The following is a 13251-nucleotide window of genomic DNA, read 5'->3' as shown; positions in this document are numbered from 1 at the left end:
ACCGCACCGTCCGTGGCTGCGTGGCGCCCGAGCAGCTCAGCTCGGCAGGGATGTGAGGAGGTCCGACAGCGGCATGACCCGCCTCCCCTCCGTCGCGTCCCCGGCCGTCACGTCTCCCGCCGTCGCGTCCCCGACGCCATCGCCGGTCGTCCCCCGGCCGCGCCGGGGTGGCGATCCGACCCCGGCCGAGGCCGAGGTCTGGGCGCTCGTGGGCCGGGCGCAGGCCGGTGACGCGGACGGGTTCGGGCAGCTCTACGACCGGTACGCCGACGTCGTCCACCGTTACCTGTCCCGCCGGGTCGCCGACCAGGCCACGGCGGAGGACCTCACCAGCGAGACGTTCGCGCGCGCCCTGCGCCGGATCGACTCCCTGACCTTCCAGGGGCCGGACGTCGGAGCCTGGCTGATCAGCATCGCCCGCAACATCGCGCTGGACCACGTCAAGAGCGGCCGGCACCGGCTGGAGGTCCTCACCGCCGACATGCGGGACGCGGACCGGGCGACCGACGGCCCCGAGGACGCCGTGCTGCAGCGGCTGGCGAACGTGGACCTGCTGGCCGGCGTCCGGCTGCTGTCCGCCGACCAGCGGCAGTGCGTGGTGCTGCGCTTCTTCCAGGGGCTGTCGGTGGCCGAGACGGCCACGGCCATGGGCCGCAAGGACGGCGCGGTGAAGGCGCTGCAGCACCGGGCGGTGCGCCGACTGGCCGCACTGCTGCCCGACGGACCGGCCACGGGAGGGTGACCCGGCGATAGGGTCGCGGTGACGGTCAGCGAGGTGGCGGTCGACGACGTCGGAGCGACACCGGGGAGGTGGTGCGGGATGGCCGGAGTGCCCTTCCGGGGCCGCAGGGCGCGCACCCCGGTCGAGCTGGAGGACGACGAGGCCCGCGCGCTCGTCGCCGGCGCCGCCTCGGCCGCCGCGGCGGAGACCGAGGCCACCGCCCCCGCGCCCGATCGCACGGCAGCGGCGTTCTTCGACGTCGACAACACGATGATGATGGGCGCCTCGCTCTTCTGGTTCGCCCGCGGCCTGGCCGCCCGCAAGTACTTCACCAGCCGCGACGTCGCCTCGTTCGTCTGGCAGCAGGCCAAGTTCCGGGTCGCCGGGAGCGAGAGCGCGACCGACATGCACACCGTCCGGGACAACGCCCTGGCGTTCGTCGCCGGCCGCGAGGTGCAGGAGATCGTCGACGCCAGCGAGGAGATCTACGACGAGCTGATGGCCGACCGCATCTGGTCGGGCACCCGCAACCTCGCCCAGCAGCACCTGGACGCCGGCCAGCGGGTCTGGCTGGTCACCGCCACCCCGGTCGAGCTCGCCTCGATCATCGCCCACCGCCTCGGCCTGACCGGCGCGCTGGGCACCGTCTCCGAGATCGTCGACGGCCGCTACACCGGCCGATTGGTCGGCGAGATGATGCACGGGGAGTCCAAGGCACAGTCCGTCCGGGCGATCGCCGAGCGGGAGGGCCTCGACCTGGCCCGCTGCACCGCCTACAGCGACTCGACCAACGACCTGCCCATGCTGACCCTGGTCGGCACCGCGGTCGCGGTGAACCCGGACTCCGAGCTGCGCGCCGTCGCCCGCTCCCGCGGCTGGACCGTCAAGGACTACCGGACCGGCCGCAAGGCCGCCAAGATCGGCGTCCCCACCGTGGGCGCGGCCGCCCTCTCCGGCGGCGTCGTCGGCGGCTTGCTGGCGCTGCGCCGCCGCAGCCTCTGGCCGTTTTGATGGCGATCCTCCGGATCGCATCGCGGCCAACTGCCGTGCCCGGTCTGCGCTGAGCCGTTTGCCGGCTCACCTCGGGGGGCCCTGCGGGCCCCCGCTCGGTGTGCCCGCGACTTCGTCGCGTCTCCTGCTCCGCCAGTCGGGTGCCGTGCCCGACCGGCGCTGAGCCGCTTCCTGCACTTCCTCTGGGGGCCTCGGCCCCCGTCGTCGCGCCCGGCTGCGCCGGATGTCGAGTCTGGTCGGCTTTCGGCTGGTCAGCTGGTCAGTTGGTGGTCAGCTGAAGACGCTGCGTCTTTGGAGGAGGAGGCGGTAGAGGGAGTGCTGGATGGTCTCGCGGACCTGGTCGGTCAGGTTGAACACGACCATCGGGTCGTCGGCGGCCGCGGGCCCGTAGGACGCGGTCTCGATCGGCTCGCCGAAGGCGATGAACCACTTCGACGGCAGCGGGACCGCACCCAGCGGGCCCAGCAGCGGGAAGGTCGGGGTGATCGGGAAGTAGGGCAGGCCGAGCAGCCGGGCGGCGGTGCGGGCGTTGCCGATCATCGGGTAGATCTCCTCGGCCCCCACGATCGCGCACGGCACGATCGGGGTGCCGGTGCGCAGCGCGGCGCTGACGAAGCCGCCGCGACCGAACCGCTGCAGGGTGTACCGCTCGTGGAACGGCTTGCCGACGCCCTTGAAGCCCTCGGGGAAGACCCCGACCAGCTCCCCGCCGGACAGCAGCCGCTCGGCGTCCTCGTTGCAGGCCAGGGTGACGCCCAGCTTCCGTGCCAGGGACCCGATGAAGGGGACCTGGAACACCAGGTCGGCACCGAGCAGCCGGAGCCGGCGGGCCGCCGGGTGCTCGTCGTGCAGCGCCACCGTGGCCATCAGCGCGTCGACCGGCACGGTGCCCGAGTGGTTGGCCACCACCAGGGCGCCCCCGACGTCCGGCACGTTCTCCAGCCCCTGGGTCTCCACCCGGAACCAGCGGTGGAACAACGGCCGGAGCCCCGGGAGCAGGAGGTGGTCGGTGAGGTCGGGGTCGAAGCCGAACTCGTCGGTGTCGTACTCGCCGATCAGCCGGCGGCGCAGGAACTCCAGACCCCCGGCCAGCTGCTCGTCCCAGCCCGGCGGGGTCGCCGGGGGCTGCGGGGGCGGGTCGTCGTCGGGGCGCAGGGGGATCACCCGGGCCTCAGGCATCGCGCACCGCCCGCAGGCCCGGCACCGAGGGCGCAGCGCGGCGGCGTCTTACGGTGACGCTGCCGAGAGCGCCCTGCACGGCGTGCACGCCACCGGCGACGGAGCCGAGCACGGTCCGCGCGGAGGCGGCGACGTCATCGACGAGCTCGGCACGGACGACCGGGGGCAGGCTGCGCCCGTAGTCGGCGAGGGCCTCGGCGGTGCTGTACTGCGGCTCGTAGCCGAACTCCTCGCGCAGCACCTGGGTGTCGATGACCCGGCCGAAGTTCAGGAAGCGCATCTGCTCCGGCGACCAGTCGACCAGGCGGGCCCAGCGGGTCGTCCGGCCGAGAGAGCCCATCGCGGCCTCCGGCAGGGGCAACGCGACACGGCCGAGCCGGCGGATCGCCTGGGAGAGCAGGACCGTGCCGTCGGCACCGACGTTCGCGGTGCCGACGAAGTCGCCGGTGGCGGCGCGCGTGAGCACGGCCACGGCGTCGTCCTCGTGGAGGAGCTGCAGCCGGGCGTCGTGCCCCAGGGCGGTGGGGACGACGGGCATCCGGAGGAACCCGGACAGCAGCGAGTCGATCCGCGGGCCGATGAGGTTGGTGAACCGCAGCACCGCGACACCCACGTCGGGGCGGCGACGGGCGAAGGCGCGGACGTACCCCTCGATGTCGAGGCTGTCCTTGGCGAAGCCGCCACCGGGCACCCGCCGGGCCTGCATGGTCTCGGTGAAGACCGCAGGGTCCCGGGAGCTGGCGCCGTACACCGCGCTGGTGCTCTTCAGGACCAGTCGGCGGACCGCGGCAGACCGTTGACAGGCAGCCAGCAGCTGCATGGTGCCGATGACGTTGAGCTCCTTCATCGACACCCGCCCCCCGGCACCGGCCGGTGTGGCGCTGATGTTCATGTGCACGACGGTGTCCACCGACGCCGACTCGATCACCTTCCCGATCAACGGGCTGCGGATGTCGGCGCGGACGAACTCGGTGCGACCGAGGCGACGCAGCACCTCGGGGGCCGGGGGGACGGTGTCCACCCCGATGACCCGGGTGATCGCCGGGTCAGCAGCGAGCTCGGCCGCCAGCGCGCCGCCCAGCCACCGGCTGACGCCGGTGACGAGGACGACCGCGGGCGGCACGAGCGTCAGCTCACTTCTTGTTGCGCCGCTGGACGCGGGTCTTCTTGAGCAGCTTGCGGTGCTTCTTCTTCGCCATCCGCTTACGGCGCTTCTTGATGACAGAACCCATGTCCCGCTCCCGACGTCGTCTTCGCTCGGCGGCCGGGGGTGGTGACCGGGGTGGTCACGCGGATCCGTGGTCCGGGCGCCGGGCGAGGTGATCAGCTCGTGCGCGGCCCGCCCCGGGGGGTGGCACCGCTCAGCACCCGAGACTACCCGGCGGGTGCCCCCGAGCGGGAACGCCCGCCCGGCGAGGTGCCGGAGAGCCGCCTCACGCGCTCCCACCGCGGACGTGCGAGCGGTGGGTGGCGCGAGGGTCAGGCCTTCTTCCCGGGTCCCGCCTGAGCGGGTGACGTGCTGGAACGGCTCCGCTGCAGGGCCCCGACACGAGGTGCGAGTAGCGGGGGGCAGTGGGGTCCTCCGCTCAGGCGATGTCGGTGTAGGCGTCGCGCAGGTACTCGTGCACGGCGCGCTCGGGCACCCGGAAGGAACGGCCGACGCGGACGGCGGCGAGCTCCCCGCCGTGGACGAGCCGGTAGACGGTCATCTTGGAGACGCGCATCAGGGCGGCGACCTCGGCGACGGTCAGGAACGAGACGGCGGCGCGGGGCGCCGGCACGGCGGCCGGGCGACCGAGCGGCATCGAGGCCGGGTGGGCGGCGGGGACCGGGCGGGCCATCGAGGCGGCCGAGATGGGCCGACCCATCTGGCGGGGCATCGGGACACCCGGACGGACGGTCTGGACGGCGGCGCGCTGGGGCATGGTCACGTGGATCATCTCCGGTTCTCAGCTCCATGTGCGGCCACCGGCTTCCCCACCGGCGAACAGAACGCTCATGTGCTGGAACAGAGCGTAAGGGGACCGGAGTGACAGAAGCGATGGGTGAAACGAACAGGCGGACCGGTCCGTCCTGGGCACAAGTGGACAGAAACACCGCGTGACACACCCGTCACGGCGTGTTGTCCCCAAGTCGACAAGCTCCACAGGGGCCGTTCTCCACAGATTTCTGTGGAAAACCACATGCGTGTGATTCAGCCCGGCGTCAGCGGGTCAGGAGGTGCGGCCGAGCTCCACCGAACGCTGGTGCGCCGCCTCGATCGCGGCGATCAGCGCAGCCCGCACGCCGTGCCGCTCCAGCTCCCGGATGGCGGCGATCGTCGTCCCGCCGGGGCTGGTGACCGCCTCGCGCAGCTGGACCGGGTGCTCTCCGGAGTCACGCAGCATGACCGCCGCGCCGTAGGCGGTCTGCACGATCAGGTCGGCGGCGACCGTGCGGGGCAGCCCGAGCAGGATGCCGGCGTCGATCATCGCCTCGACCAGGAAGAAGAAGTAGGCCGGTCCGCTGCCCGACAGCGCGGTCACGGCGTCCTGCTGGCTCTCCGGCACCCGGCGCACCTGCCCCACCGGCAGCAGGAGCGCCTCCGCCTCGTCCAGGTGCGCCTCGGTCGCGTGCGCCCCGGCCGAGAGCACGCTCATACCCGCGTCGACCAGCGCCGGGGTGTTGGGCATGACCCGCACCACCGGGGTGCCGGCCGGCAGCGCCGCCTCGACCCGGCTGGTGGGCACCCCCGCCGCCACCGAGACCACCAGGTGCTCCTGGGTCACGTGCGGGCCCAGCGCCGCCAGCAGCGTGTCGATGTCCTGCGGCTTCACGGCCAGCAGCAGCACCCTCGCCCGGGCAGCCGCCCCGGCGAGGTCGGTGGTGCCGACGCCGTACCGAGCCGTCAGCTCGGCCGCCCGCTCCGGGCTGCGCTCGACGACCAGGAACTCCCGCCCGTCCCCCGCCTGGCGGACCAGGCCGGCGAGCAGCGCCTCACCGATCTTGCCGCCACCGATGACGGCCAGCCGTGCGTCGGGACCCGCGTGCCCTGCATCGATCATGTCCGCGACCGTAGTGCCCGGGCGTGTGCGTCCGGAGGTGCCGGGGTAGCGGTCCGCCATGTCCGGAGAACTGAACGGCAAGCGAGTGGCCGTGCTCGCCACCGACGGCGTCGAGCAGGCAGAGCTGGACCAGCCGTGGCAGGCGCTGGTGGACGCCGGCGCCCGGCCGGAGCTCATCGGGCTCGAGGCCGGCACCATCACCGCCTACCAGCACATCGACAAGGGCGACACCAAGGACGTCGACGTCGCGGTGTCCGACGCCGACCCCGGCAGCTACGACGCGCTCGTGCTGCCCGGCGGCGTGATCAACGGCGACTTCGTGCGCGCCGACCAGGGGGCCGTCCGGTTCGTGAAGGCCTTCTTCGACGCCGGCAAGCCGGTGGCTGCCATCTGTCACGCCCCGTGGGTGCTCGCCGAGGCCGACGTCGTCCGCGGCCGCCGGATGACCTCGTGGCCCTCCCTGCAGACCGACCTGCGCAACGCGGGCGCCGAGTGGGTCGACGAGGAGGTCGTCGTCGACGGCAACCTGACCACCAGCCGCAACCCCGACGACCTGCCGGCGTTCGGGCGCACCCTCGTCGAGCAGATCGCCGCTGCGGGCTGACCGGGCAGGTCAGCTGCCGGCGAGGAGGCCCGCGGCCGGGGCGATCACCAGCACCGTCCCGGCCAGCAGCAGCACCGCCAGCAACGGGACCGGCAGCGCACCCTGACCACGGCGCTGCCGGTACGCCGCCACTCCGGCGACCAGACCGGTCACCGTCACCGGGGCCGCGACCAGGGCGACGTAGGGCAGCAGCTCCCACAGCACGGTGAAGGCGAAGTAGACGCCGATGCCGGCGGCCAGCGCGACCACCATCTCGCCGGCGAACCGCGCCCAGGCCAGCACGCTCTCCCGGCCGGTCAGCGGCTCCTCGTCGGCCTTGGCGGCCTCACCCCTGGCCGCCTCGGCCTGCGCCGCGGAGACGACCGGGATCGGGCCGGTGACCGGGTGGTCGGCGCCGCGCCGCCCCGCGCCGGTGGCGCCCCGAGCCGTCGCCCCCGTGGAGCCCGTCGGCGCGGACCTGCTGTGCGTGGAGGTCGGGCTCGACGAGGTCGTCGGGGCCGCCGCCGGGATGGCGGCGGTGGAGGGCCCGGTACCGAAGAGCGGTTCTGCACCCGGTCCGGTCGGGGCGGCATCGGACTTCCGCCGACCGGTGCGTACCGCGGGGGGCGCCTCGTCCGCGCGCCCGGCCGCCGGCCGGGCCGACGCCGGGGCGGCCGGCGGTGTCTGGGGGCTCAGCAGCCCGGCTGCCGGCCGCGCCTTCGGCTCGGGAGCCGGGGTCCAGACCGGGACCGACGGCGCGCGCTCCGGGGAGCGGGGCGGGGTGGCGGAGCGGCCGTTCGGCGTGGCCGAGGGCGAGCGCACCGGCGCCTCCGCCCGCGACGACCCCGTACCGGTGTCCACCCGCGCCGAACGGCCGGTGGACTCGACGTCGCCGTTGGGTTGCCGTCGACGGCCGGGGCGGGTGCCGAGCTCACTCTCCAGACCGTGCTCGCGCAGGATCTCGGCGAGCGAGCGGACGCTGTACTCCCCTGACGGGTTGGGCTGCGTCATCACGCTCCTTCCAGCTGGTCCAGGCGCCGCAGGATGACGCCCTCACGCAGCGCCCACGGGCAGATCCGCACGAACGGTACGTCCACCGACCGCATCGCGGCCTGCGCCACGACGGCACCGGCCGGGACCTGGTGCGCCCGGGCCGCAGACACCCCCTGCAGCTCGGCCAGCGCCGTGCACTCGATCCGGGAGACGAAGCCGAGCACCTGGGCCAGCCCGGTGGCGGTCAGCTCGCGCGGGGCGCGCAGCCCGGCGGCCGACGGAGCCGCGCCGGCCAGCCGGGCCAGCGTCCGGAAGGTCTTGGACGTGGCGGCCACCAGGTCCGGCGGGCCGGCGTCACGCAGCTTCCTGCCGACCGGGGCCAACACGTCGGTGGCGTGGTCGGCGAGCTCTGCCAGCGCGGACAGGTCGGGCCGGCTCCCGGTCTCGGCGTCGGGCAGGAACCGGCGGGTCATCCGGCCGGCGCCCAGCGGGACCGACAGCGCGACGTCGGGGTCCTCGTCGACACCGGTGGCCAGCTCGAGCGAGCCGCCGCCGATGTCGAGCACCAGCAGCCGCCCGGCGCTCCAGCCGAACCACCGCCGCACGGCGAGGAAGGTCAGCCGGGCCTCGTCCTCGCCGGTGAGCACCTGCAGGTCGACGCCGGTCTGCTCGCGGACCCGGCGGAGCACCGCAGCCCCGTTCTCCGCATCGCGGATCGCCGAGGTGACGAAGGCCAGCAGCTCGTCACAGCGCTGCTCGGCCGCCTGCTGCTTCGCCTTCTGCACCGCGTGCAGCAGGCCCTTCTCCCCCGCCTTGGACAGCTTGCCGTCGGCGCCGACGTGCTCGGCGAGCCGGAGCACGGAGCGGTCGTCGTGCATCGGCGTGGGGTGGGCACCGCGGTGCGCGTCCACCACCAGCAGGTGCACGGTGTTCGAGCCGACGTCCAGCACCCCGAGTCGCATGCCCGAGAGTCTGCCTGGCCCCCTCCGGAGGCTCGCGGCGAGCGGGCGAGGCGTGAGGGGGAGGGGGTCCTTTCACTAGGCTGCGCCGGTGGACCCGAGCACAGCCGCCGACAGCCCTCCCGAGGTCGGGCTGGACTTCCCCCGCGAGTGGATCGAGTTCCTGGACCCGGCTGATCCGGAGCACCTCGTGCGGGCCGACCTCACCTGGCTGACCAGCGCCTGGACCTGCGTCTTCGGTCGTGGCTGCGCCGGGGTGGTGGCCGGCCGCGCCGAGGACGGCTGCTGCAACCACGGCGCCTTCTTCACCGACACCGACGACCTCACCCGGGTCGAGGAGTCGGTCGGCGAGCTGACGCCCGCGGACTGGCAGCGGCATCCCGGCACGACCCCCGGCCGGGACGACTGGACCGAACCGGACACCCTGACCGAGCCGGCACCGGGCGAGGACGCCGAGCAGGCGCTGCGCACCCGGGTGGTGGACGGCGCCTGCGTCTTCCTCAACCGGCCGGGGCACCCGGCCGGGGCCGGCTGCGCGCTGCACGCCATGGCACTGCGCCAGGGCCGGCACCCCCTGGAGACCAAGCCCGATGTCTGCTGGCAGCTGCCCGTGCGCCGGGAGCAGGAGTGGGTCGACCGCCCCGACGACAGCCGGGTGCTCGTCTCCACGATCGGCGAGTTCGACCGGCGTGGCTGGGGTCCCGGCGGGCACGACCTGCACTGGTGGTGCACGGGCTCGCCGACGGCGCACGTCGCCGCCGAGCCGCTGGTGGAGACCTACGGCCCCGAGCTGGTCGCGCTGCTCGGGCCGGCCGCGTACGCCGAGCTACGCCGGCTGACCGAGGCCCGCCTGGACGCCGGCCTCGTCGCTCCCCACCCCGCCAGCCCCCGGCCAGTGCCGGTGGAGCTGCACCGTCGCCGTCCCGACTGAGCCACCCGGGCGGGCGCCGGCCCGGAAGGTCTGCCGGTAGGCCCGCGGGGAGACCCCGCGGCGCCGGGTGAACTGCTCCCGCAGGCCGGCCGCGGTGCCGAAGCCGACCAGCCGGGCGATCTCCTCGACCGGGGCGTCACTGCCCTCCAGCAGGGCCTCCGCCGCGGCCAGCCGCTGACCGAGCAGCCAGGCGTGCGGCGTCGTCCCGGTGGTGGCCTTGAACCGGCGGGCGAAGCTGCGGGGGCTCATCAGTGCCCGGCGGGCGAGCAGCTCGACGCTGATCTCCTCCGCCAGGTGCGCCCGGGCCCACTCCAGGACGACGCCCAGCAGGTCGTCCTCGCAGCGGGCGACCGGGGTGTCGATGTACTGCGCCTGCCCCCCGTCCCGGTGCGGGGGCACGACCATCTCCCGGGCGAGCGCGTTCGCCGCTGCGGTGCCCCACTCCCGGCGCACCAGGTGCAGCAGGGTGTCGACGCCGGCGGCCGTCCCCGCACCGGTGATCAGCCGACCGCAGTCGACGTAGAGGACGGCGGGGTCCACCGTCACGGCGGGGAACCGCGCGGCCAGCTCGCCGGCGTGGCGCCAGTGCGTGGTGGCGCGGCAGCCGTCCAGCAGCCCGGCGGCGGCGACGACGAAGGCGCCGGTGCACTGGCTGACCACGATCGCACCCCGGGCATGGGCGTCGCGGATCCCGGCGATCAGCGCGGCCGAGGGCTCACGCTCGTACAGCTCCCAGGCGGTGATCAGCACGATGTCCGAGACCGCCAGCCGCTCCAGCCCGTCGTCGACCAGCAGCCGGACACCGGTGTCGGTGCGCACCACACCGGGCACCTCGGTGACCAGCGCGAAGTCGAACAGCGGCAGGCCCATCGCGGTGCGGTCGTAGCCGAAGACCTCCGACGTCACCCCCAGCCCGAAGCTGCCGACGACGCCATCGGCGACGACGACGCTCACCACGACCGGGGCACCAGGAGTGGTCATGCCGACAGGATGGCAGAACAGACGCGGTCGTGGTCAGTCCTGCCACTCGTCCGGTCGTCCACCGAGCGCGACGCTCTCCACATGTTGCTGATCACCTGCCCCGTCACCCGGACCGACGAGCTGGTCGCCGACCGGCGGATCCGATCGGTCGCCAACCACCCCACGCACATCGCCGTCGCGGTCGAGTGCCCGTCCTGCGGCGGCACCCACGTCTTCCGCACCGGACGGCGGTGGGAGGACCGCCGCGCCGAGCTCGCCACCCGGGCCGCGCAGCAGGCAGCCGTCCAGGCGGCGACGGCCGCCGCCGCTCGAGCTGCACGGCTCCGACAGCCCGCGTAGTTTCGAACACATGAGCGAATCGAACAGCACCGGCCCGGACAGCCCGCAGAGCGCCGAGAAGGACCCCAACGACTGGGTCACCGGCGACGAGCCGGCCACCGGCGCACAGAAGAGCTACCTGAACACCCTGGCCCGCGAGGCCGAGGAGGACGTCCCCGACGACATCAGCAAGGCCGACGCCTCCAAGAAGATCGACGAACTCCAGGAAGAGACCGGCCGCGGCCAGTAGCACGCAGGCCGCCGACCACTGCCACCAGTGGTCACGCCGGAGGCGGTGACGTCGGACGGCGGGCCCGCAGGGTCCACCTCCGACGTCACGGGAAAGGGCTCACCGCAGGGCAAGCCCGCACCTGGTCGCGGGGTCCGAGACGCCGGAGGCGGTCACGCCGGACGGCGGGCCCGCAGGGTCCACCTCCGGCGTGACGGGAAACGGCTCAGCACGAGGTGACCCGGCACCTGGCCGCGGTGCGATCCGGAGGATCGCAATGAGTCACGCCTCGAACTTGTACCCCAGCCCCCGGACGGTGACCAGGTAGCGCGGGTTGGCCGGGTCGGGCTCGAGCTTGGCGCGCAGCCGCTTGACGTGGACGTCGAGGGTCTTGGTGTCCCCGACGTAGTCGGCGCCCCAGACCCGGTCGATCAGCTGGCCGCGGGTGAGCACCCGGCCGGCGTTGCGCAGCAGCAGCTCCAGCAAGTCGAACTCCTTGAGCGGCAGCGACACCGTCTGGCCGTCGACCGCCACGACGTGCCGGTCGACGTCCAGCCGTACCGGTCCGGCGACGAGGGCGCCCTCGGCCGTGGGCTCGGCCTCGGTGCCGCGGCGCAGCACGGCCCGCATCCGGGCGACCAGCTCCCGGGCGGAGTAGGGCTTGGTGACGTAGTCGTCGGCCCCCAGCTCGAGCCCGACGACCTTGTCGATCTCGGCGTCCTTGGCGGTGAGCATGATGATCGGCACGGAGCTCTTGGCGCGCAGCGACCGGCAGACCTCGGTGCCCGACAAGCCGGGCAGCATCAGGTCCAGCAGCACGATGTCGGCCCCGGCCCGGTCGAACTCGACGAGCGCGTCCGTCCCGGTGGAGGCGACGACGGTGTCGTAGCCCTCCCGCCGCAACATGTAGGACAGCGCGTCGGAGAAGGACTCCTCGTCCTCCACCACGAGCACTCGGGTCATGACCGTCCCTTCTGCAGGACCCCGGAGGGTCCATCATCGGCCCCTGAGGGGCCTTGATCGGTTGTCTGGCGGCTGCGCAGTGGTGGTACCGGTGGCCGTTCGGGCGCACCGTCGTCGTCCATCGCCCCGTCGGCGTCTGCCGCGAGGGGGATGCGCAGGGTGAAGGTCGAGCCGAGGCCCTCCTCGCTCCAGACCGTCACCGAGCCACCGTGGTTGGTGGCCACGTGCTTGACGATCGCCAGCCCCAGCCCGGTGCCCCCGGTGGCGCTGGCCCGGGACTGGTCGACCCGGTAGAAGCGCTCGAACACCCGCGAGCGGTCGGAGCGGGGGATGCCGATGCCGGAGTCGGTCACCGCGACCTCGGCGAACCCGGACCGGGCGCGCGCGCCGACCGCGATCGTGGTGCCGCCGGGGCTGTAGGCGACGGCGTTGGCGAGCAGGTTGGTCAGTGCGGTGGCCAGCTGGGCCTCGACCCCGCGGACCACGAGGCCGGGTTGGGCGGCGACGGCCAGTTGGATGTCCTTCGCCGCAGCGGCGGCCCGGGTCCGGTCCACGGCCTCGGAGACGACCGTGCCCACCGCGACCGGCACCAGCTCGGGCAGCGGTTCGGCCCCCTGCAGGCGGGAGAGGTCGATCAGCTCGCGGACCAGCCGGGACAGCCGGTCGGCCTCGTGGCTCATCCGCGCGGCGAACCGCTGGACGGTCTCCGGATCGTCGGCCGCGTCCTGCACCGCCTCGGCCAGCAGCGCGAGCGCGCCGACCGGGGTCTTGAGCTCGTGCCCGACGTTGGCCACGAAGTCCTTGCGGACCGCCTCGACCCGCCGGGCCTCGGTGACGTCCTGCAGCACCAGCGCGACCGGCCCTGGGGAGGTGGCGGGCCCGGTCCCGAGCCGGATGCCGTGCACGGCCACCATCCGCGGCCCTGCTCCCACCAGGTCACTGGGCAGGGCGACGTCGGCTCGCTGGCTCCCGGTGACCTGCACCTCGCGGGCCACCTCGACCAGCCCGGGGACGAGCAGCCGGTTGCCGCGCAGGACGCCCAGCGCCCGGGCGGAGGCGTTGGCCAGCAGCACCGCCTCGTCACGGCCGAGCAGGACGACGGCGGGGTCCATCAGGTCGACCAGCCGGCGGCTCATCGCGGCGTCGGAGTCCGTGCGGCGCTCGGCGCGATCGGCCGCACCGGCCTGCTGGTCGGCCTGGGCCTGCCGCCGGGCGCGCGAGGACCGCACGACCAGTGCCGCCGACGCCGCCAGCAGCAGGCCGAGCACCAGGCCCACCAGCAGGGCGACGACCGGGTCCACAGGTCCGATGCTAGACAGGACCCGGGCGCGGACCAGCA

Annotated in this window: 16 protein-coding genes; 6 read left to right on the top strand and 10 right to left on the bottom strand. The window is 74.1% G+C overall.

The genetic code is table 11. The features are described from left to right. Positions 1-73: 73 nt before the first annotated feature. Positions 74-742, top strand: coding sequence for a sigma-70 family RNA polymerase sigma factor (locus tag O2W15_RS08490; RefSeq protein ID WP_269179088.1), 669 nt, complete (start codon positions 74-76; stop codon positions 740-742). Between the two features lie 78 nt (positions 743-820). Continuing rightward, positions 821-1732 carry an HAD family hydrolase gene (locus O2W15_RS08485; protein ID WP_269179087.1) on the top strand — a complete coding sequence of 304 codons (912 nt, stop codon included), beginning with the start codon at positions 821-823 and terminating at the stop codon, positions 1730-1732. Positions 1733-2002: 270 nt separating this feature from the next. Here O2W15_RS08485 and O2W15_RS08480 read toward each other — a convergent pair whose 3' ends face one another. The 5 genes from O2W15_RS08480 to proC all read right to left on the bottom strand — a co-directional run bounded on the left by O2W15_RS08480 (position 2003) and on the right by proC (position 5955). Beyond that, on the bottom strand, positions 2003-2911 hold the full coding sequence (locus tag O2W15_RS08480; RefSeq protein WP_269179086.1) for a lysophospholipid acyltransferase family protein: 909 nt from the start codon (positions 2909-2911) through the stop codon (positions 2003-2005). After that, positions 2904-4034 (bottom strand): NAD-dependent epimerase/dehydratase family protein, encoded by a 1131-nt coding sequence (locus O2W15_RS08475; protein ID WP_269179085.1) that lies wholly within the window; start codon positions 4032-4034, stop codon positions 2904-2906. The genes O2W15_RS08480 and O2W15_RS08475 overlap by 8 nt, the downstream gene beginning before the upstream one ends. 10 nt (positions 4035-4044) lie before the next feature. Beyond that, positions 4045-4143: a 30S ribosomal protein bS22 gene (locus O2W15_RS08470; protein ID WP_012854759.1), complete on the bottom strand. Its 99-nt coding sequence runs from the start codon at positions 4141-4143 to the stop codon at positions 4045-4047. Positions 4144-4497: 354 nt separating this feature from the next. Then, a complete protein-coding gene (locus O2W15_RS08465) occupies positions 4498-4836 on the bottom strand; it encodes a helix-turn-helix domain-containing protein (protein ID WP_269163062.1) in 339 nt (112 codons plus the stop codon). A gap of 288 nt (positions 4837-5124) precedes the next feature. After that, a complete protein-coding gene (gene proC / locus O2W15_RS08460; protein ID WP_269179084.1) occupies positions 5125-5955 on the bottom strand; it encodes a pyrroline-5-carboxylate reductase in 831 nt (276 codons plus the stop codon). Positions 5956-6013: 58 nt separating this feature from the next. On the opposite strand from proC, the gene O2W15_RS08455 reads away from it, so the two are divergent. Beyond that, on the top strand, positions 6014-6559 hold the full coding sequence (locus O2W15_RS08455) for a type 1 glutamine amidotransferase domain-containing protein (protein ID WP_269179083.1): 546 nt from the start codon (positions 6014-6016) through the stop codon (positions 6557-6559). Positions 6560-6568: 9 nt separating this feature from the next. Here the strand turns inward: O2W15_RS08455 and O2W15_RS08450 are convergent, their stop codons facing one another. Then, positions 6569-7549 carry a hypothetical protein gene (locus O2W15_RS08450; protein WP_269179082.1) on the bottom strand — a complete coding sequence of 327 codons (981 nt, stop codon included), beginning with the start codon at positions 7547-7549 and terminating at the stop codon, positions 6569-6571. Beyond that, positions 7549-8493 (bottom strand): Ppx/GppA phosphatase family protein, encoded by a 945-nt coding sequence (locus O2W15_RS08445; RefSeq protein WP_269162863.1) that lies wholly within the window; start codon positions 8491-8493, stop codon positions 7549-7551. The genes O2W15_RS08450 and O2W15_RS08445 overlap by 1 nt, the downstream gene beginning before the upstream one ends. A gap of 88 nt (positions 8494-8581) precedes the next feature. Between O2W15_RS08445 and O2W15_RS08440 the strand changes: the two genes are divergently transcribed. Continuing rightward, positions 8582-9421, top strand: coding sequence for a hypothetical protein (locus tag O2W15_RS08440; protein WP_036333128.1), 840 nt, complete (start codon positions 8582-8584; stop codon positions 9419-9421). Here O2W15_RS08440 and O2W15_RS08435 read toward each other — a convergent pair. After that, positions 9317-10402: a helix-turn-helix domain-containing protein gene (locus tag O2W15_RS08435; protein WP_269179081.1), complete on the bottom strand. Its 1086-nt coding sequence runs from the start codon at positions 10400-10402 to the stop codon at positions 9317-9319. The genes O2W15_RS08440 and O2W15_RS08435 overlap by 105 nt on opposite strands. An 81-nt stretch (positions 10403-10483) precedes the next feature. Between O2W15_RS08435 and O2W15_RS08430 the strand changes: the two genes are divergently transcribed. Further along, positions 10484-10741 carry a hypothetical protein gene (locus tag O2W15_RS08430; RefSeq protein ID WP_269179080.1) on the top strand — a complete coding sequence of 86 codons (258 nt, stop codon included), beginning with the start codon at positions 10484-10486 and terminating at the stop codon, positions 10739-10741. Positions 10742-10751: 10 nt separating this feature from the next. After that, positions 10752-10970 (top strand): DUF3072 domain-containing protein, encoded by a 219-nt coding sequence (locus tag O2W15_RS08425; protein ID WP_269179079.1) that lies wholly within the window; start codon positions 10752-10754, stop codon positions 10968-10970. A gap of 261 nt (positions 10971-11231) precedes the next feature. Here the strand turns inward: O2W15_RS08425 and O2W15_RS08420 are convergent, their stop codons facing one another. Then, positions 11232-11912: a response regulator transcription factor gene (locus O2W15_RS08420; protein WP_036333121.1), complete on the bottom strand. Its 681-nt coding sequence runs from the start codon at positions 11910-11912 to the stop codon at positions 11232-11234. Further along, entirely contained in the window at positions 11909-13213 is a 1305-nt protein-coding gene (locus O2W15_RS08415; protein WP_269179078.1) for a sensor histidine kinase, read from the bottom strand. The genes O2W15_RS08420 and O2W15_RS08415 overlap by 4 nt, the downstream gene beginning before the upstream one ends. Positions 13214-13251 lie beyond the last annotated feature (38 nt).

It is taken from the genome of Modestobacter sp. VKM Ac-2979 (genome assembly GCF_026967995.1).
In the GTDB taxonomy this organism is placed as follows: Bacteria; Actinomycetota; Actinomycetes; order Mycobacteriales; family Geodermatophilaceae; genus Modestobacter.
This window is presented reverse-complemented; position numbering and strand designations above follow the sequence as displayed.

Bases quoted from the DNA above. Each gene is read 5' to 3' on its own strand.
- O2W15_RS08490 (WP_269179088.1), top strand. From the start codon at position 74: ATGACCCGCCTCCCCTCCGTCGCGTCCCCGGCCGTCACGTCTCCCGCC.
- O2W15_RS08485 (WP_269179087.1), top strand. From the start codon at position 821: ATGGCCGGAGTGCCCTTCCGGGGCCGCAGGGCGCGCACCCCGGTCGAG.
- O2W15_RS08480 (WP_269179086.1), bottom strand. From the start codon at position 2,911: ATGCCTGAGGCCCGGGTGATCCCCCTGCGCCCCGACGACGACCCGCCC.
- O2W15_RS08470 (WP_012854759.1), bottom strand. From the start codon at position 4,143: ATGGGTTCTGTCATCAAGAAGCGCCGTAAGCGGATGGCGAAGAAGAAG.
- O2W15_RS08465 (WP_269163062.1), bottom strand. From the start codon at position 4,836: ATGCCCCAGCGCGCCGCCGTCCAGACCGTCCGTCCGGGTGTCCCGATG.
- proC (WP_269179084.1), bottom strand. From the start codon at position 5,955: ATGATCGATGCAGGGCACGCGGGTCCCGACGCACGGCTGGCCGTCATC.
- O2W15_RS08455 (WP_269179083.1), top strand. From the start codon at position 6,014: ATGTCCGGAGAACTGAACGGCAAGCGAGTGGCCGTGCTCGCCACCGAC.
- O2W15_RS08450 (WP_269179082.1), bottom strand. From the start codon at position 7,549: ATGACGCAGCCCAACCCGTCAGGGGAGTACAGCGTCCGCTCGCTCGCC.
- O2W15_RS08445 (WP_269162863.1), bottom strand. From the start codon at position 8,493: ATGCGACTCGGGGTGCTGGACGTCGGCTCGAACACCGTGCACCTGCTG.
- O2W15_RS08435 (WP_269179081.1), bottom strand. From the start codon at position 10,402: ATGACCACTCCTGGTGCCCCGGTCGTGGTGAGCGTCGTCGTCGCCGAT.
- O2W15_RS08430 (WP_269179080.1), top strand. From the start codon at position 10,484: ATGTTGCTGATCACCTGCCCCGTCACCCGGACCGACGAGCTGGTCGCC.
- O2W15_RS08425 (WP_269179079.1), top strand. From the start codon at position 10,752: ATGAGCGAATCGAACAGCACCGGCCCGGACAGCCCGCAGAGCGCCGAG.
- O2W15_RS08420 (WP_036333121.1), bottom strand. From the start codon at position 11,912: ATGACCCGAGTGCTCGTGGTGGAGGACGAGGAGTCCTTCTCCGACGCG.